The 17741-nt window shown below is 71.0% G+C and carries 15 protein-coding genes; 7 read left to right on the top strand and 8 right to left on the bottom strand.

The genetic code is table 11. The features are described 5' to 3' along the window. Positions 1–16: 16 nt before the first annotated feature. Positions 17–1555, bottom strand: coding sequence for a DUF7927 domain-containing protein (locus tag ABD817_RS35635; protein WP_344922825.1), 1539 nt, complete (start codon positions 1553–1555; stop codon positions 17–19). Between the two features lie 1138 nt (positions 1556–2693). On the opposite strand from ABD817_RS35635, the gene ABD817_RS35630 reads away from it, so the two are divergent. Next, positions 2694–3659: an ATP-binding protein gene (locus tag ABD817_RS35630; RefSeq protein WP_344922824.1), complete on the top strand. Its 966-nt coding sequence runs from the start codon at positions 2694–2696 to the stop codon at positions 3657–3659. A 63-nt stretch (positions 3660–3722) separates the two neighbouring features. Next, positions 3723–4109, top strand: coding sequence for an SCO5389 family protein (locus tag ABD817_RS35625; protein ID WP_344922823.1), 387 nt, complete (start codon positions 3723–3725; stop codon positions 4107–4109). Between the two features lie 56 nt (positions 4110–4165). Here the strand turns inward: ABD817_RS35625 and ABD817_RS35620 are convergent, their stop codons facing one another. Together ABD817_RS35620 and ABD817_RS35615 are read right to left on the bottom strand one after the other, a co-directional pair. Continuing rightward, entirely contained in the window at positions 4166–4834 is a 669-nt protein-coding gene (locus ABD817_RS35620; RefSeq protein WP_344922822.1) for a ribonuclease HII, read from the bottom strand. A gap of 167 nt (positions 4835–5001) precedes the next feature. Then, complete coding sequence (locus ABD817_RS35615) at positions 5002–5961, bottom strand: LysR family transcriptional regulator (RefSeq protein ID WP_344922821.1); 960 nt, start codon at positions 5959–5961, stop codon at positions 5002–5004. Positions 5962–6127: 166 nt separating this feature from the next. Between ABD817_RS35615 and ABD817_RS35610 the strand changes: the two genes are divergently transcribed. Further along, complete coding sequence (locus ABD817_RS35610; protein WP_344922820.1) at positions 6128–7414, top strand: pyridoxal phosphate-dependent aminotransferase; 1287 nt, start codon at positions 6128–6130, stop codon at positions 7412–7414. A 183-nt stretch (positions 7415–7597) separates the two neighbouring features. After that, positions 7598–8242: a GNAT family N-acetyltransferase gene (locus ABD817_RS35605; protein WP_329087874.1), complete on the top strand. Its 645-nt coding sequence runs from the start codon at positions 7598–7600 to the stop codon at positions 8240–8242. Positions 8243–8495: 253 nt separating this feature from the next. On the opposite strand, the gene ABD817_RS35600 is transcribed toward ABD817_RS35605, so the two are convergent. Further along, positions 8496–8990, bottom strand: a complete 495-nt coding sequence (locus ABD817_RS35600) for a hypothetical protein (RefSeq protein ID WP_344922819.1) — start codon at positions 8988–8990, stop codon at positions 8496–8498. Positions 8991–9294: 304 nt separating this feature from the next. On the opposite strand from ABD817_RS35600, the gene ABD817_RS35595 reads away from it, so the two are divergent. Then, a complete protein-coding gene (locus tag ABD817_RS35595; RefSeq protein WP_344922818.1) occupies positions 9295–12429 on the top strand; it encodes an AfsR/SARP family transcriptional regulator in 3135 nt (1044 codons plus the stop codon). A 313-nt stretch (positions 12430–12742) separates the two neighbouring features. Here ABD817_RS35595 and ABD817_RS35590 read toward each other — a convergent pair whose 3' ends face one another. Further along, positions 12743–14212 (bottom strand): DUF7059 domain-containing protein, encoded by a 1470-nt coding sequence (locus ABD817_RS35590; RefSeq protein WP_344922817.1) that lies wholly within the window; start codon positions 14210–14212, stop codon positions 12743–12745. Between the two features lie 137 nt (positions 14213–14349). On the opposite strand from ABD817_RS35590, the gene ABD817_RS35585 reads away from it, so the two are divergent. Then, positions 14350–14664 carry a hypothetical protein gene (locus tag ABD817_RS35585; RefSeq protein ID WP_344922816.1) on the top strand — a complete coding sequence of 105 codons (315 nt, stop codon included), beginning with the start codon at positions 14350–14352 and terminating at the stop codon, positions 14662–14664. A gap of 268 nt (positions 14665–14932) precedes the next feature. Here the strand turns inward: ABD817_RS35585 and ABD817_RS35580 are convergent, their stop codons facing one another. Beyond that, the gene (locus ABD817_RS35580; protein WP_329087883.1) at positions 14933–15529 is read right to left on the bottom strand and encodes a TetR/AcrR family transcriptional regulator; all 597 of its coding nucleotides are present in this window, start codon (positions 15527–15529) and stop codon (positions 14933–14935) included. Between the two features lie 293 nt (positions 15530–15822). After that, on the bottom strand, positions 15823–16416 hold the full coding sequence (locus ABD817_RS35575) for a GNAT family N-acetyltransferase (protein ID WP_344922815.1): 594 nt from the start codon (positions 16414–16416) through the stop codon (positions 15823–15825). Between the two features lie 88 nt (positions 16417–16504). Here ABD817_RS35575 and ABD817_RS35570 point away from each other — a divergent pair, with 88 nt between their 5' ends. After that, positions 16505–17071 (top strand): winged helix-turn-helix transcriptional regulator, encoded by a 567-nt coding sequence (locus ABD817_RS35570; protein WP_344922814.1) that lies wholly within the window; start codon positions 16505–16507, stop codon positions 17069–17071. On the opposite strand, the gene ABD817_RS35565 is transcribed toward ABD817_RS35570, so the two are convergent. Next, positions 16983–17678: a VC0807 family protein gene (locus ABD817_RS35565; protein ID WP_344922813.1), complete on the bottom strand. Its 696-nt coding sequence runs from the start codon at positions 17676–17678 to the stop codon at positions 16983–16985. The genes ABD817_RS35570 and ABD817_RS35565 overlap by 89 nt on opposite strands. Positions 17679–17741 lie beyond the last annotated feature (63 nt).

The raw sequence follows: 17741 nt of genomic DNA, 5'->3' as shown, positions 1-17741 counted from the left end.
CGTGCTGAGTGCCCGGCTAGAGTCTCCTCGGCCGGGCACTCAGCCGCAGGACCAGACCAAGGCCGGAAAGCAGGAGTCCCACCAGGACCAACCCGACCGGCACCCCCGTGAACGGCAGCGAGGGACCGGCCGGCACCTTGCGAGACCCACCGGCAAAACAGGGAATCGAGACGGACCGCCCCCGGCCCGGCACGCACGACGGGTCGGAGAGCGACTTCGGCACCCGCGCGGGCACGGGTGCCCGCTCCGGGCCCGGAACGGGAGCGGCTCCCGAGGGGGAGACCGACGCCCGCGCGGGATCGGGCACCGGCGAGGGCACCGAACCGGGAGCGGGAATCGGCCCGGAATCCGGATCGGGCACCGGTGCGCCCTCAGGACCGGAACCCGAATCGGACCCGGAACCCGGATCTGGCGCGGAACCTGGCACGGAGCCCGGACCGGAACCCGAATCGGACGCGGAACCCGCACCGGAACCCGGCGCGGATGCCGGAGACGAAGCCTGGGCGGAGCCGTCAGCGGCCCCCGACACCGGTGCCGGTCCGGTGGCGGTCTTCACCGATTCCGTTCCGCAGCCGGGTTCGGCCGATCCCGCCGGACAGTCGGATCCGGGCCTCGCGCCCGCGCCGTCATCCGGCTCGGAGTCCTCGGGCGTGATCGTCCCGGTGGCCGTCGCCCCCTGTACGGCGACCCGCTGCGCGCAGCCGAGACCCGCACCGGGAACGGGAGCGGCGCGCCTGGCGGACCACGGCGCCGGGTCCGGGCAGTTCGTCCCGCCCCCCACAGCCTGGACGGCGCTGTCCAGCACCCCGTCCCCGGTGGCGGAGGTGCCGACGGTCACGCTGTAGGTGATCGTGACCGTCTCACCCACCGAAACGTCTCCGGCCCAGGCCAGCTTCGGCGCGCCGTACGAGACGGCGCCCTTCGTGACCCGCGCGTCGCCGTTGTAGGCCGCGTCGTCGAGGACCCGGGAGAGCTCCCCGGTGAGCGTGGCACCCGGATAGTCCGCGTTACCGACGTTGCCGACGGTGATCGTGTAGCCGACCCTCTGGCCGGGACCGGCGGTCTCCCTGTCGGCGGTCAGGAGGACGTACAGCAGCGGCAGGCCGGGCCCGCCGAGGTTTCCGCAGGCGGCATCGGTGGACCCGGCCTCGCAGTTGGAGCCCTGGGGACCGACCAGCTTGCCGGAGAGACGCAGGTCCCCCGCCGGGGGGTCGTTCACCGTGACGCCGTAGGTGACCGTCACCGTCTGACCGGCGGCCACGTCACCGGTCCAGATCACCTCGGACTCGGCGAAGACGACCGTGCCCGACGTGGCCGACAGGTCGTGGTCGAAGTCCGCGTCGTCGAGCAGGCCCGACAGGTCGTCGGTGAAGGCGAAGCCCTGGTAGGCGATGTCACCGGTGTTGCGCAGCTCGACGGTGTAGGTGACCTTCTGGCCGGGCTTGGCGAGGACGGGCGAGGCCGTCTTGGTGATCTCGACCTCCGCCGCGCGGTTCTCACCACCGGAGGCGCCTCGCGCGACCCGCTTTCCCGTCTCGGACGCGGGCGAAGCCATCCCGCTCCCCACAGCCCCGGACGCGCTCTTCCTTTCCGACCCGGAAGCGCTCTTCCCCGCGGACGTGGACGCGGCGGAAGGAACCCCGTTTCCCCCGACTTCCTTCTCCGCGAACGCGGACGCCTCCTCGGCGGGTACGTGCTCGGGATCCTCATCCGTCCCCTGGACGCGCCGGGACATCTCTATCGCCGTCGGGGCGGAACCGGACGTTCCACCCGCCGTCGAGGGAGCCCCGGCCACAGCGGGCGACGCCGCCCCGCTTCCCTCTCCCGCGCGTACGGGAGAGCTTCCCGCACCCGTACGAGAACTTCCCGCACCCGTACGGGAGCCCTCCGCGCGTACAGGCGAGCTCCTCACCTGCACGGGCGAGCTCCCCATGCGCGCGGGAGAGCTCCCCGCGAGTACGGGTGAGAGCTTCCCCTTCGCCACCCGCACGGGCGGGGACTTCCCGTCCGCCGACGCCCGGGGAGTCCCGGCCTCTGTCCGGACGGGTGGTGAGGACGCCTCCGCCGCGTCCGTCCGGGGTGCGGCGAGGGCGAGCGACGGCGTCACGAGCACCGCGAGCGCGACACCCCACACGGCGGACCCACCGGCCCGCCACCCCGAGAAACACCACCCTGAGAAACACCATCCTGGGAAACGTCCTGGGAAACGTCGTCTCGAAAAACGCCTTCCGGAGAAACCCCGTCCGGAGAACCGCCGTTCAGGAACCCGCCGTTCGGAAACGCGACGCGACCAGGTACCGGTACGTACCACCAAAGCCCCTTGCTGACCCTTGTCCACGACCTCGCCGGGGGGTCAAGATCAACCAACTCGGGGTGGGATACCCGGACTGGCCGGATCTCATCGGTGCCGATGGCAAACATCCACCCCGCCGATTCCCAAGGCAGCCGTCGAGTCCGTACAGGAGACCGCGAAGCGGTAACAGCGGAACTTTGTCACCGGTCATGACATGACCGGCGTTTTCTCTCACACCTTTTAACAGCATTTGTCATGAGAAATCACTTTTATCGGTATTCGCGAAGCGGGCACGCCTCCCCACTTCCTCGCGATACGCGTCACGCGCACCCGCCCGTCGTGGCATGATGGCTCCCTCCAGGTATTGAAATGATTTTCATAACCAGATTGGATAGTCGTTGTGAGGGTGGCATTCGTCGGCAAGGGCGGCAGCGGCAAGACGACTCTGTCGGCGCTGTTCGCGAGATACACAGCGAGTCGGGGCGGTCCCGTCGTGGCCGTCGACGCCGACATCAATCAGCACCTGGGCATGGCGCTGGGGTTGGCCGATGGTGCGCTGCCGAGGCCGATGGGCTCGCACCTCACCGAGATCAAGGAATACCTGCGGGGCGACAACCCCCGCATCTCATCGGCTTCCGCGATGGTCAAGACCACCCCGCCGGGGTCCGGCTCGCGGCTGCTCCGCCTCGACGAGCGGGACGACCCGATCCACACCGGATTCTCCGTCGGCACGCCCGAGGGGCTCCGGCTGATGGTCACCGGGCCGTTCAGCGAGGACGATCTGGGGGTGGCGTGCTACCACTCCAAGGTCGGCGCCGTGGAGCTCTATCTCAACCACCTGCTCGACGGCGCGGGCGAGTACGTCGTGGTCGACATGACGGCCGGAGCCGACTCCTTCGCCTCGGGACTGTTCACCCGCTTCGACATGACCTTCCTGGTGGCCGAGCCGACCCGCCAGGGCGTGAGCGTCTACCGGCAGTACCGCGACTACGCCGCCGACTACGGCGTGCCGGTCGCGGTGGTGGGCAACAAGATCCACGGCCCCGGGGACGTGGCGTTCCTGCGCGATCAGGTGGGCGACGACCTGCTGGTCTGCCTGGAGCACTCCTCGGCGATCCGGGCGATGGAGCAGGGCCGTCCCTTCACCCTCCGGGACCTCGAACCGGCCAACTCCCGGGCCCTGGGCGCGCTTCTCGACCATCTCGACGCCCAGGAGAAGGACTGGTTCCGCTTCGGGCGCCAGGCCGTGCAGTTCCACCTCCGCAACGCGGAGGCCTGGGCCAACAGGGCCACGGGCGAGGATCTGGCGGCCCAGATCGACCCCGGCTTCGTCTTCGGGCCCACGCGAGTGTCGCTCTCCCGCTAGATGGAGCGCTCAGTGGGCCCGACCTAGTGTCTGATGAATCCCCTTCTGTGAGGAGAACGCAGCATGTCGCTGACCGTTTCGAACGATCTTCTCGACCAGGCCAAGGCCGGTGAGGTGGACGACGCGGCATTCGTCACCTGTGTCAGAGACTCTCTTCCCTACGCCTGGTCGCTCATCAGCGGCCTGGTCAAGGAGCGCGAGCACACCGGTGCCGAGTTCGCCGACAACACGGTGCCCCCGCCGGACGAGGCCGCTCGCGGCCAACTCCTGCGCGCCCTCGCCAGCGACGCCATGCGCGGTGCCCTGGAGCGCCACTTCGGGGTGAGGCTCGCCTTCCAGAACTGCCACCGGGTCGCCGTCTTCGACCCGTCCGCCACCGGCGCCCACGCGGAGTTCGTCACCGCCAGGTCGCAGATCCTCAACCAGTCGCCGGAGCTGGTCGACTGCTGACGGCCTCGTTCCAGGACGGACCGCCTCCCCGGTCGGACGTCGCCCGACAGAGGCGTCTAGCCGAAGAGCCCGAGTTGGCCCTCTCCTGCCAGCGGGTTGCGGTGCCTCTTGAGGTGGCGCCACCGGGGAAGGTCGTCCAGATAGGACCAGGACAGGCGGTGGTGCTCCGTCGGGCCGAGGGAGGCCAGCGCCGCCTGGTGGACCGGCGAGGGATAACCCGCGTTCTCGGCGAACCCGTACTCCTCGAAACCCAGCGAGGCCATGTAGGTGTCCCGGCGGACCTTGGCGATCACGGAGGCCGCGGCCACGGAGACGCAGGAAAGGTCACCCTTCACCTCACACCTGACCGGCCAGGGGGCGCCCAGATAGTCGTGTTTCCCGTCCAGGACGACCACGTCGGGCCGGACGGGCAGCCCGGCCAGCGCCCTTCTGGCCGCCCTGCGCAGGGCCTCGGTCATCCCGAGCGTGTCGATCTCCTCGTGGGACGCCTCGCCGTACCCGATCCCGGCCGCCCAGGCGGTGATCTCGGAGACCATGGCGGCGCGGCGGGCGGGGCTGAGCATTTTCGAGTCGGTGAGCCCGGCGGGCGGTTCCGACAGGTCGGTGACCACGGCGCAGACCGCCACCGGACCGGCCCAGGCTCCGCGCCCGACCTCGTCCACCCCGGCGACCAGTTTGGAACCGCCGTCGTTCAGCAACCGTTCGAGCGCGTAGGTGGGAGGCACGTGCCGACGTTACCGGGACGCGAGCCTCCGGGAGCCACCCCGGTCGAACATCACCTTGATCAAGCGTCACCCTGACGCGGGCCTCCGTACGTCGCTCCGGCCCAACAACGGACCTCCGTAAATCGCTCCCGCCCGACACCGGCCTGATCAAGTGAGGCTTCCCGGCGTCACTCCGGCCGGGCTTCCGGGCGTTCCCTGGACGCCGGCTCGACCCCCTCCAGGTCGGCGGCGAGGAGCCGGGCGGCGACGTGGACGGCCCGGAGGGTGACGGAGACCGCGGGGCGGTGGACGCTGGACGATCGGGCGACGGCGTGCACGACCCGGCCCACCGGCGGGCCGGGAAACCGGCGGACGGCGATGCCGCGGACCCCGGCGGCCAGTGCCAGAGCGGGGACGGCCGCGATGCCGATGCCCTTGGCGACCAGGCCGATGATCGTACCCAGTCCCTCGAACTCCCAGGGCACCGGCCGATGACCGCCGACGTCGGCCATCAGCCGGTCCACCGCCAGCCGGGAGGGCTCGCCGTCCGGGGTGGCCATCCAGGGCTCGTCGCGCAGGTCCCGCAGGTCGACCGGGACGTCGGGGGAGGCGAGCCGGTGCCTGCGCGGCACCACGAGCACCAGCGGGTCGCGCAGCAGCGGGAAGACCCGCATGGTGTCGGGCTCGCGCATCCGGCCGTGCCAGTCGTCGATCAGGGCGATGTCCACCTCACCCGACTGCACCTCGCGCATCCCGCGCCCCGAACGCCCCTGCCCCATCCGCAGGGTGAGCTCGCCGTGCCGTCGCAGCGTCCTGGCCAGCGCGGGCGCGAAGGCCACCGCGGCGGTCGGGAAGGCGGTCACGGTGACCCGCCCCGACGGGGTCACGGCCTGGGCCGACAGGTCGGACTCGGCGCTCTCCACCATGGCCAGGATGCGCTCGGCGTGCTCGACCAGGCGGCGCCCCGCGTCGGTCAGCTCCGCGCTCCTGGCGGTCCTGTCGATCAGCACGGCGCCCGCCTGGCGCTCCAGCGCGGCCAGTTGCTGCGAGACCGCCGAGGGGCTGTAGCCCAGGGAGGCCGCGGTGGCCGCGATGCTGCCCCGGCGAGCGAACTCACAAATCAGGGCGAGCCTCCGCAAATCAAGCATCAGTTTTCCTTACGCCCACCCACGACAACCGAAGCTTGTCCTGATGCATCCATCCCACCAGGCTGGGAGGTGTTCCACAACGTCCCGCAGTGTTTCCAGCCGTTCCCAGTCATTTCCAGCTGTTTCCGGCTGTTCCCAGTGTCCCGCGACGAGTAAGGACCCCGCGATGAGCGTCACGCTTTCCGCCACCCTGGCGGCCAACGAGGAGATCGAGCGAAGACGGCGCGCCGGTGAGCGCGTGCTGCACCTGGCCTTCGGTGAGGCGGGCCTGCCCGTTCATCCGGCCCTGCGCGAGCGGCTGGCCGCGGCGTCCGGGCTCAACGGGTACGGACCGGTCGCCGGCGCGCCCGCGCTGCGCGAGGCGGCCGCCGGCTACTGGTCGCGGCGCGGCCTGCCCACCGACCCCGGCCTGGTGGTCTGCGGCCCCGGAAGCAAGCCCCTGCTGTACGGCCTGCTGCTCGCGATCGGCGGCGACATCGTGCTGCCGATGCCGAGCTGGGTCAGCTACGCCGCCCAGACCGAACTGGCCGGGGCGCGCTCCCTGCTCGTCCCGACGCCCCCCGGCGAGGGCGGGGTGCCGGATCCCGAGCGCGTGGCGGCGGCGGTCAGGCACGCCCGTACCCAGGGACGCGACGTGCGCTCGCTGCTGGTCACGCTGCCCGACAACCCCACCGGCACGCTGGCCGGGGCGTCCACGATCCGGCGGATCGCCGAGGTCGCCCGCGAGCTCGACCTGACGATCATCTCCGACGAGATCTACCGCGACCTGGTCCACTCCCCGGCCACCGGTTTCCTCAGCCCAGCCGACGTGGCTCCCGAGCGAACCGTGATCACCAGCGGCCTCAGCAAGAGCCTCGCCCTGGGCGGCTGGCGGATCGGCGTGGCCCGGCTCCCGTCGCCGCTCCTGCGCGACCGGCTCCTGGCGGTGGCGAGCGAGATCTGGTCCAGCCCGGCCGCACCGGTCCAGCAGGCGGCGGCGTACGCCTACACCGAGCCGCCGGAGCTCGTCGAGCGGGTGGCCCGGAGCCGCGAGCTGCACGGCGCGGTGGCGCGGGCGGTGTACGAGCGGTTCGTCCGCGCGGGCGTGCGGGTGGACGAACCCCAGGGCGGTTTCTACCTCTACCCCGACTTCACCGGGCTCGAGCTCGACGTCGCGTCCTCCGCCGACCTGGCCGCGCACCTGCTCGACCGGCACGGCGTCGGGGTGCTTCCCGGCCACGCCTTCGGCGACGACCCGGCGGCCCTGCGGGTGCGGGTGGCGACCAGCCTTCTGTACGGCGAGACGACGCGGCTGCGGCTGGCCGCGCTCGACGCCCCGGACCCCCTGGAACTGCCCTGGATCTCCGCCTCGCTGGATGATCTGAGCGAGGCCCTGACCGGTCTGTGCGCGACGCGGCGGGCGACCCGGTCCCGCGTACACGTCCCGCTCGTCACGGCCCCCGCGACGGGGTGATCGCACCCCACCGGGAACGCTCCCGCGACGGTGGTCCCAGGGTGGTCCCGGGGTGGTGCCGACGGCTCCCGCCTGGGATTTCGCGCCGGGAAGGCCCATCGGTCACGGGCGTCTCTCGATGCTCACCAAGATGTCTCGCATCGTTTGGTATCAAGCATGGGAAAGAGCCCCCATCATGTGCTTATGCCCGCTTTTGTCACCCTGTCCGGGCGCCTCGTGCGCCTGGAACCGCTCAGCCTCGCGGTCGTCGACGACCTCGTCGCCGCGGCGAGTGAAGACCGTTCTACCTACGCCTTCACTCGCGTCCCCAATGGCCGGGACGAGATGGTCTCCTACGTGGAGGCCGCTCTGGCTGAGCAGGCGGAGGGCCGCACGATGCCCTTCGCCATCCGGTGGCTGCACACCGATCGCGTGGTCGGTGCCACCCGTCTCATGCACCTGGAGTACTGGCAGGGCCCCATGCCCTGGCCGCCGGGCGCTCGTGGGGCGGTGGGCGATGTCCCGTCCGTGGCGGACATCGGTTACACCTGGCTCTCCGCCTCCGCGCAGGGAACCGGTATCAACCGCGAGAGCAAGTATCTGATGCTCTCCCTCGCCTTCGAGACCTGGCAGGTCCACCGCATAACCCTCAAGGCCGATATACGGAACGTACGCTCCCGGGCCGCCATCGAAGCCCTCGGCGCGCACCTCGACGGTGTGCGGCGGGCGGAGAGCCGAGGCGCCGACGACACGGTCCGAGATACCGCGTACTACTCGATCCTGAGCGACGAATGGCCGATCGTCCGAGAACGGATGCACGCGCGGATGGGGCTGGTCGAGGCCGCGTGAGACGGACACCCGACGTGTGGGATACGAGGAGAAACGGATCGCCGAAAAGGTCGTACCTCTACAAACAGCACACGGCATTAGAAACAGAGCTTTAGTCACTTAATGGAACAAAAGGCCCGCCCGGGTTCCGGGCGGGCCTGGTGTTCGTCCAACGCCGCACACGAGGTGCGGGTCGAGCGGAGGTCACGGGGGGACGTTCACGGATCGGCACCACCGGTACCGCTACCGGAGGGATTCACCGAAGGCCCCGGGGTCACTCCTCGTCGTCGGACTCGACCTCGTAGATGTAGCGCCACTTGCCGCACAGCGTCTTCTTGGCGTCGTGCCTGTCCCAGTAGCAGACCCTGACCTGAAGGTTGTCGATCTCGTCCGCGACGTAGTGGAAGCGCTGGTAGCCGCTGGTGCCACACTTGCGCGCCCACGAGTAGTTCTCGTCGCCGTCGTGGGTCTCGAACTTGAACTGGGCGTAGCCGCACAGCCGGCTCGGCGAGTACTTGTCGTAGAGCCTGCCCTGGACGTGGAGGCGGTCGTCCTCGTCGACCCACACGCTGCCCCGGGCACCGGCGCGGGAGCCGTCGTAGTACTTGGAGTAGTAGTAGCCCCAGGACTCCTCGTCGAAGCCGCTCGACGCGGCGGGGGCGGCGGTGAGGGTGGCGGCGGAGGCGGGGGAGGCGAGGGCGGGGACACCGATCGCGATGACGGCGGTGGCGGCGGCGAGACCGAGGAGTTTGCTGATCGAGCGGCGCATGATGGTTCTCTCCTTGAGGGGGGCGGCTCCCGTCTTTCGGAGGAGCCATGGCTCATTGATAAGCGCCTATGCCTGCACCGCGCTTACAGCCCCTTTATCCACGCCTGCAATCCGCTGACATGTCGGGCATGGCCGCCCCCGTATGGAGACCATGCCCGACAGCACCAGCATTGGGCGCACGACTCAACGGCCGATTGACGTGGGATCAACGTCTCGGCGAACAAGCAAGCCTCTACCTACGTGGTAAGCAAGGGAGGATCTATCATTTGGCCATAAAACTTTCCATTGGGCGGAGATTCGAGACATGGCTGTTCAGGACAGCGGAGACGGACTGCGGTTCGCCGTGCTCGGTCCTGTCCAGGCATGGCGCGACGGTTTCGAGCTCGACCTGGGAACCCCGCTGCAACGTTCCATTCTGGCGATGCTCCTGCTGAGGGAGAGCCGGGCGATCACACCGGCCGAGATGATCGACGCGATCTGGGGGGACGACGCCCCGCCCCGCGCGCTCGGCGCCCTGCGCACCTACGTCTCCCGGCTGCGCGCGGTGCTGGAGCCCGGCAGGTCCCCGCGCACCCGCCCCGAGCTGCTCACCTCCGTCGGCAGGGGGTACGCCCTGCTGCTGAACGGCGGCTCCCTCGACCTGCTCCTCTTCGAGCGCGGCGTCCAGGAGGCCGAGGCGGCGCGGCGCGAGGGCGATTCGGCGCGGGCCGCGGAGAGCCTGCGCGCGAGCCTGGCGCTGTACACCGGCGAGCCGCTCGCCGGGGCCGTCGGCCCGTACGCCGACCACCAGCGCGGGCGGCTCGCCGAGCGCCGGATGAGCGTGCTCGAAGTCCTGATGGACCTGGACCTGGAGCTGGGCAGGCACGCCGACGTCCTGTCCGAGCTGATCGCGCTGACCGCCGACCACCCGCTGCGCGAGCGGCTGCGAGCCCAGCTGATGCTGGCCTACTACCGGTGCGGGCGCAAGGCGGAGGCGCTGGCGGCCTTCGCCGACACCCGCGCCACGCTGATCGAGGAGCTGGGCATCGAGCCGGGCCCCGACCTGACGAACATGCACCAGCGCATCCTCACCGGCGACCCGGCCCTCGTACCGGCCCCGACCGGCCCCGCGCGGCCCGCCCCCGCCGAGGTCACCGAGGTGGCGGAGACGGCCGCGCGGGAAGGCCGGGAGGCGAGGCGCCCCGAACCTGAGCCGGAGCCCGCGAGGGCGGCGGAGATCCGGGCGACGGTGACGACCCCGGAGCTGCCGCGACCCGCTCAGCTGCCCGCCGCCGTGAGCGACTTCACCGGCCGCCGCCAGATCATCACGCGGCTGCGCACGCTGCTGTCGTCCCAGGACGGCTCCGAGGGCGTGCCGGTGGCGGCCATCTCCGGTATCGGAGGCGTGGGCAAGACGGCCCTGGCCGTGCACGTCGCCCACGCCATGCACGACCTGTTCCCCGACGGCCAGCTCTACGCCGACCTGCGCGGGTACGGCGAGGAGCCGACCGAGCCCGAGTCGGTGCTGGCGGCCTTCCTGCGCGGCCTCGGCCTGCCCGCCGACGCCATCCCCGACGGCATGGCCGAGCGGTCCGCGCTGTTCCGCTCGCTCCTGGCCGACCGGCGGATGCTCGTGCTGCTGGACAACGCCCGCGACGCCGCCCAGGTGAGCCAGCTGCTCCCCGGCTCGGCCGGGTGCGCGGCGATCGTGACCAGCCGGGGCAAGCTCGCCGACCTGGCCTCGGCCAGGCTGATCGACCTGGACGTCATGGAACCGGACGAGGCCCTGGCGCTGTTCGGCATCGTCGCCGGCGTGGAGAGGGTGGAGGCCGAACGCGCCGTCGCCATGGACGTGGTCGCCGCCTGCGGTTTCCTGCCGCTCGCGGTGCGGATCGTCGCGGCGCGCCTGGCGGCCAGGCCGTCCTGGACGGTCGCCTCCCTGGTGCCCCGGCTGGCCGACGAGCGCCGCCGCCTGGACGAGATGCGCGTGGGCAACCTCGCGGTGGAGGCGACCTTCGCCCTCGGGTACGGCCAGCTCAACCCGGCCCAGGCCCGCGCGTTCCGGCTGCTCTCCCTGCCCGGGGGCCCGGACATCTCGGTCGGGGCCGCCTCCGGGTTGCTCGCGCTGGACCCGATGGACACCGAGGACGTCCTTGAGTCCCTGGTGGACGCCAGCCTGCTCGAAGCCCCCGCCCCCGGCCGCTACCGCTTCCACGACCTGCTCAAACTCTTCGCCCGCCGCGTCGCGGAACGGACCGAGAACGCGACGGAGGAGAGCTGCGCCGCGGGCGAGACGAGGCGGGGAGAGCGGCGCGGGTCCGGTGTGAGCGTGGTCATCGGCGGGGAGGGCGAGGCGGCGTTGCGCAGACTGCTCGACTTCTACCTGGCGTCCGCGCGCTCGGCGCACCGCCTCGCCTACGAGGGCAGCACGATGGCCGACCGGCTGAGGGTCACCGGGACCGGCCACGTCTTCGCCTCCGCCGACGAGGCGGTGGCCTGGCTGTCGGTGGAGGCGGAGTCGCTGTTCGCGTCGATCGCCCAGGTGACCTGCGCGGACGATGCCGACGAGCTGCTGCCGGGGGCCGACCTGCTGCTCGCCATGGAGCCGCTGCTGGAGTCGGGGAGCCACGTCCGCGAGTTCGAGAGCCGCACGCGGGAGATGCTGGCCGTCGCGCGGCGGCTCGGCGCCGTCTCCAGCGAGCTGCGCTGCCGCTACGTGCTCGGGCGGGTGCTGTTCGGCGCCAACCGGCTGGCCGAGGCGGAGGAGGAGTTCCGTACGTCGCTGGAGCTGTCGGACGGAGGCGACCGCGTCGTCACCGGCGAGGTGCTCAACGCGCTCGCCGTCGTGGCCGGGCGCCGACGCCGCCACGTGGAGGCCCTGACCTGGTTCGGCTCGGCGCGCGAGGCGTTCAGGGAGACCGGGGCGCGGGGCGGGGAGGCACTGACGCTCAGCTACTCCGCCCGCGACCACCTGTTCCTGGAGCAGCCGAAGGAGGCGATCGCCGCCGCCGAACAGGGACTGGCCCTGTTCATCGAGATGGGCTCCAGCGCGGGCACCGCCAGGGCCCGCTACCACCTGGGGATGGTCCTGTCGCGGGTCGGCCGGCTGAACGAGGCCGTCCACCACCACGCCGAGTGCCTCGCCTTCTTCAGGGCCAGCAAGCAGCGGGTCTGGGAGCAGCGGGTCTGCTCCCGGCTGGCCGAGACGTTCATCAACGCGGGCCGCTTCACGGACGCGGCCCGTCACGCGGAGCAGGCGCTCACTGTGAGCCGGGAGATCAGCCACCCGTACGGCGAGGCGCAGGCCCTGTGGGTGTTAGGCAAGGCGCTCAACGGGCTCGGCAAGGTCGAGCGCGGTCGCGACTGTCTCGAACGGGCCCACGACCTGTTCGGCAGACTCGGGGCGCCCGAGGCCGAGGACCTGCGTCTTCTGCTGGAGCGCGACCAGGTCGACAGCTGATCCCAGGCCGTCGTACAGGTCGTCGTCGAGACGCGTCATCCAGACGTGGTTGATCACCGGCATTCCCCTCGAAGTCAGGCCCCGCGATTCGGGACGGGTGTGGAGGTCCGGCCGGCCGTCTGACCCGGGCGACGCGTAGGGGGCCCGGTCATCCGGTGCGTCGCGCTCGGGTCGGCCGCCTCACTGTGACGGTCGGCCGGACTGACACGGACCCTTCACCCCCCGGGTCCGTGCCCCACGACCAGAGCCTCTCCCACGGCGTTTGCCATCCAATTGACAAGCGATAGCGACGATATCCACAGCCTGTGGACAATCACCCTGTGGATATGTGGAAAAACCCTTCGGCGATCAGTGGACGGAGCGCGCCCGGAGCCTTTGCCCGCAGGTCGTCGTGGTCCTCACCGGTCAGTTCCGCGATCGCGGCGAGCAGTGGATCCAGTGGATAATCGCCGTCGCAGACCCCCGCGAGGGCGGCTTCCACGGTCCCGACCACCGCGCTGCGACGCAACCCCACGGTCTGCCTCAGCACGATCCGCGCCGGGTCCTCGGCACCCGGCGGGCCGACCCGCTCCTCCAGCACCCCCTCGGCCACCGCGAGCCTGGCGCCGAGCAACTCGGCGTCGGTCAACCGGTGCGCCATGGTGATCGCGCCGAGCACCTCGTCCACGTACCCGCCGACCGGCAGCTCCACCGGCCGCCCGTACTCCTCCACCCGCACGACCGGGTCGAGGCTTCCGGAGTCGTGCAGCGTGATCCAGCCGAAGCCGATCCCGGTGACGTTCCCCGCCTCGAACCAGCCGAGCCAGTCGTCGTAGAGCTCGCGGTGGCGCGGGGTGCCCTGCTCGGCGGCGTCCCTCAGCCACAGCTCGACGTACTCGGCGGGATCCTGGACGTCGCGCTGCACCGCCCAGCCGTCGCAGCCGGTCCCGGTGAGCCAGCCGCCCACCCGGTCGCGCCAGTCCTCGCCGTCGACGTGCAGCCAGTTGGCGAGCAGGTGGCAGGTGCCGCCGGGGGCGAGGTGGCGGGGCGCCCGCCGTACGAGGTCGCGGCAGAAGTCGTCGGCGTGGAAACCCGACTCGCGGTAGGTGAACCGCCCGGCCGGAGAGATCACGAACGGCGGGTTGGAGACGACCAGGTCGAAGCGGTCGTCCTCGACGGGGTCGAACAGGGAGCCCAGCCGGGCGTCGACACCGGTGATCCCGGACAGCGCCCAGCTGAGACGGGCCAGCTCCAGGGCGCGCGGGTTGACGTCGGTGGCCGTGATCCCCTCGGCCCTGCCGTCCAGGTGGAGGACCTGCACCCCGCACCCGGTCCCCAGGTCCAGGGCGCGCCCGACGGGGCGGCGGGAGGCCAGCTGGGCCAGGTTCGCCGAGGCGCCACCCGCGCCGACGACGTGGTCCGGGCGCAGGGCCGGATCTCCCGGCCTGACCTTGCGGTCGGAGACGACGTAGCCGCCGGTGCCGTCGGCGCCGTCGGTCTCCCAGGGCTGCAGATGGACCGCGGAGACGACCCGGCCGCCCTCGACGGTCACCAGGCCCGCGGCGGCGAGTTCCTCCACGGGAAAGCCCACCGGCGTCTTCCGCGCCTCCACGGGGGCGCCGAGCCACCACAGCCGGATCAGGGTGGCGAGCGGGTCGCCCTCCGCGGTGGCGCGCAGGGCGGGCACCGTCTCCTCCCGGGACAGCGCGGTGGCGGCGACGTCGCCGAGACGCTCGCGGACACCGTCGATGGTGTAGCCGGTGTCGAGCAGAAATCCCCTGAGCCGGCCAAGCAGATCGTTCACCGGGCAATCCTCGCACCGGGTGTCTCCGAATGCCTCAAGTGATGAGACTGTTACCCCCCGGGGTAAGCGTTCTGCAAGCGGACTTCAAGTGGAAAGCGGTACTTCTTGGTAGCCGCACCACCCGTTTCAAAGGATCCATGATGTTGATCCCCTGCTTCGCCTGTGAGTCCCGTTTCCATCCTGACGAATACTTCCGCGCCTGCCACGACTACCACCGCGGCAAGGATCTGGTCGCATGGACCTGCCCGCGGTGCGGCAATCAGGATGAGTTACGGGTCTTTCCCGGAGAGCTGGGGTTCGGCTACGCCCGGCGTGGCGGGTTCGACGTCTCCGACCGGGTGCGGGTGCCCGGCCTGCGGCGCCGGCGTCAGGACCTGCGGCTGGACATCTCGCTGGCCGAGGACGTCTGGCGGGTGTCGACGCGGACACGTCAGCTGGTGGGAGCGCACTGAGACCGCTCCGGCCCGGAAAAGCCCCCGTGATCCGGGCCGGAGTGCCGGTGACACCGGCCGAACAGACGGCGGATGGAGTGGTCGTGCGGCGTTCGGGGCAGTCCAGGCGTTCGACGCGCTGAGCTTCGACGCGGCCGACGGTGACATCGGTCAGAAGGGCGATCGACGCGGCCGGACGGTGACATCGGTCAGAGGGACGTTCAACGCGGCCGGATAGTGACGCCGGTCGGAGCGGCCGAGGCGCGGAGCGGCCGGGCGGGACGGCCGATCAGGAGCTCTGCTGCCGCAGGCTCTGCCAGGCCGCCTCGCAGAGGCCCCTGATCTCGTCGGGGGTGGGCTGGTGCGCACCGGCGAACCACAGGCGGCACATCTCGGTGGCCGGTCCCAGCCAGAGCACGTAGCACATCGTCGGGTGGACGGGCTGGAGCAGGCCGTCCTTCATGTGCGGGCGCCACCAGTCGGAGACCTTCCTGAAGAACGCCCTGCGCGACTCCGACACCTCGGTGCCGCCCGGCTCGTCGCGCCTGGGCGGACGCTCACTGATCAGCAGGTGCGCGCGCTCGCGGTGCTCGCCGCTCCAGGACATGTGCAGCGCGACGATGGCCTCGATGCCTCCCCGCGCGCTCTCGTGGCGCTGGAGTTCGGCGAGGAACGCGTCCTGGTACATGCGCAGGGTCTCGGCGTACAGGACGCCGAAGACGTGTTCCTTGCTGGCGAAGTGGTGGTAGAAGCTGCCGACGCTGACGCCGCTCTCCTCGCGGAGGCTGGCCAGCGTGGTGGCCGAGACCCCGTCCTGGCTGAATCGGCGCAGGGCACCCTCGACGATCCTGGTGCGGCCGTCGCGTCCGTTCTTGGCGGTCTTCACGGATCCATGGTGGGGCAACAGAACCTTGTTCCGCAAACCGTCCGGGAAACAGCTTGGACCACGTCGATCGTACCGCCTTGATCGTGGGACCACGCCGCCCCCCGAAATCCGGTCCGCGCGGTTCCCGGGCGGCGTCCGCCGCGCCTCCGGTCCGGAGCCCGCGCGGGGAACCGGCGGGGGTGTCGCTCAACGGAGGACCTTGGCGGTCACGACTGTACGTACCGGAGAAGACGTTCGCGGCACTGTGAGCATCGCTCAGCGTTCGCGGACGCGGCACTGCGGACAGACACCGCTCAGCGGAGGACCTTCGCGGTCACCTCGACCGTGCCGGAGGAGACGCGCATGGTCGCCTCCGGCCATGCCCTGCGGACCATCGACAGGACCTCGCGGTTGTCGCCGAGCACGTCCATCCCCACCGTCCTGGCACCCCTGCTCTCCGCGCGGCGCATCAGCGTGCGGACGAGCCGGGAGCCGAGTCCCATCCCCTGCCACTCGTCGCCCACCACCACGGCGATCTCGACGTCGGTCTCCTCGCCCCGGTAGCTCATCGCGTGCCCGACGAGAAGGTTCCCGTGCACGGCGAGCAGGGCGTCGCGCCGCTCGTTCACCGCGAGCAGCGTCCTGACGAAACCGGCGCTCGGGCGGCCCATCCCGGCGAAGAACCTCCGTGCCTGCGTACGGGGCGACAGCCCCCCGAGGAAGCGGCGGATCCCCTCCTCGTCGTCCGGCCGCGCGGGCCGGATCTCGACGGCGCCTCCGGGCACCGCCGTGACGTCCCCGGACACGGCCGTGACGCCCACGGGCACCCCGAGGGTGTTCCCGCACACGACAGGGACACCTCCGGGCATCGGGACGCCACCCGGCGACGCCAGCTGAGTTCGCATCATGGACTCAGAGTGTCGCAGGACATCTGAGTATGTCAACTAGACTTAGGTGAACGTTGGAGGTGACGCCATGTCGACCTACGATTCGCACATGAATGAGGCGGCTCCCGGCAACCTGCCCCTGCGGATGGACAACTGCTCCATCGAGCGCGCCCTGGGCGTCGTCGGCGAGAAGTGGACGTTCCTGGTGCTGCGCGAGGCGTTCGGCGGCGTGCGGCGCTTCGCCGACATGCAGACCGCCACGGGAGCACCCCGGCAGGTGCTCAGCGCCCGGCTGACCCGGCTGGTGGAGGAGGGACTGCTGCGCAAGGTCCCCTACCGCGAGCCCGGCCAGCGGCAGCGCGACGAATACCGGCTGACCCAGATGGGTCTCGACCTCTATCCGACCCTGGTGGCCCTGATGCAGTGGGGCGACCGGTATCTCAGCGACCGTGAGGGGCCGCCGGTCCGCATCACCCACCGCGGCTGCGGCGCCCCGGTCGAGCAGCACTTCCGCTGCGCCGAGGGGCACGAGGTGTCCGGTCCGAGAGAGGTCACCGCGGTGCCCGGCCCCGGAATTCGCCCTCGCGTCACGAAGCCCGCGTCTCCGGATCCGGGGTCGGCGGGTCGTCCCGGGTCTCCGCCCCTCGCGTCTCCAGCCTCCGCAGGCAGTGCCTGAGGCTGAGCACCGAGACCAGCGCCACGCCGCCGAGCAGCACCGCGACCGCGGAGGTGCGCACCAGGAGATAGGTCTCCAGGGTCTGGCTGAGCAGCAGCCACAGGCTCAGCGCCCCGTTCAGCATTTGCGCGCAGCCCCACAGCACCGACTGCGACACGAAGAAGCGGCGCATCCTCGGATGCTCCATCACCTGGTCGGACAGCGGCACGAGATCGGCCACCACCCGCCGGATCAGCGGTCTGCGCAGCGGCGCGGTGAGCAGGAAGCCCATGCTCACGCAGAACACCCCGAGACAGGGCTGCAGGAAGAACACGATGGGATTGCCCGTCGCCACCGTGAGCACCACCCTGACGGTGATCGTGCCCGCCGCCAGCAGCAGCGTGCCGGGCGCCTCGCCACCCTTCACCAGCCGCCAGACGACGCCGCCGTAGACCCAGGCCGCCGCGACCGCGAGCGCGCCGTTCGCGCTGGTGAAGACCAGCGCGACATAGAAGACGAGAACGGGAAGGATCATGCTCTCGAACACCCTGGGGGCGGCGTGCCGCAGCAGGACCCCGATACGGGGGAGTACGAGCGGAGCCGAGGGGGCGGGCATGAGCACAGTCATCAGGGGCGGGCTCCGGAGGTGGTGGAACGTCCCGGGGGAAATCTCACATGACCGTATGCGATG

The organism is Streptosporangium oxazolinicum (assembly GCF_039537505.1).
Classification (GTDB): domain Bacteria; phylum Actinomycetota; class Actinomycetes; order Streptosporangiales; family Streptosporangiaceae; genus Streptosporangium; species Streptosporangium oxazolinicum.
The sequence above is the reverse complement of the archived record's forward strand: the minus strand, read 5'-3'. Positions and strand labels throughout refer to the sequence as shown.

Bases quoted from the DNA above. Each gene is read 5' to 3' on its own strand.
- ABD817_RS35635 (WP_344922825.1), bottom strand. From the start codon at position 1,555: ATGGCTTCGCCCGCGTCCGAGACGGGAAAGCGGGTCGCGCGAGGCGCC.
- ABD817_RS35625 (WP_344922823.1), top strand. From the start codon at position 3,723: ATGTCGCTGACCGTTTCGAACGATCTTCTCGACCAGGCCAAGGCCGGT.
- ABD817_RS35615 (WP_344922821.1), bottom strand. From the start codon at position 5,961: ATGCTTGATTTGCGGAGGCTCGCCCTGATTTGTGAGTTCGCTCGCCGG.
- ABD817_RS35610 (WP_344922820.1), top strand. From the start codon at position 6,128: ATGAGCGTCACGCTTTCCGCCACCCTGGCGGCCAACGAGGAGATCGAG.
- ABD817_RS35605 (WP_329087874.1), top strand. From the start codon at position 7,598: ATGCCCGCTTTTGTCACCCTGTCCGGGCGCCTCGTGCGCCTGGAACCG.
- ABD817_RS35600 (WP_344922819.1), bottom strand. From the start codon at position 8,990: ATGCGCCGCTCGATCAGCAAACTCCTCGGTCTCGCCGCCGCCACCGCC.
- ABD817_RS35595 (WP_344922818.1), top strand. From the start codon at position 9,295: ATGGCTGTTCAGGACAGCGGAGACGGACTGCGGTTCGCCGTGCTCGGT.
- ABD817_RS35585 (WP_344922816.1), top strand. From the start codon at position 14,350: ATGATGTTGATCCCCTGCTTCGCCTGTGAGTCCCGTTTCCATCCTGAC.
- ABD817_RS35575 (WP_344922815.1), bottom strand. From the start codon at position 16,416: ATGATGCGAACTCAGCTGGCGTCGCCGGGTGGCGTCCCGATGCCCGGA.
- ABD817_RS35570 (WP_344922814.1), top strand. From the start codon at position 16,505: ATGAATGAGGCGGCTCCCGGCAACCTGCCCCTGCGGATGGACAACTGC.
- ABD817_RS35565 (WP_344922813.1), bottom strand. From the start codon at position 17,678: ATGACTGTGCTCATGCCCGCCCCCTCGGCTCCGCTCGTACTCCCCCGT.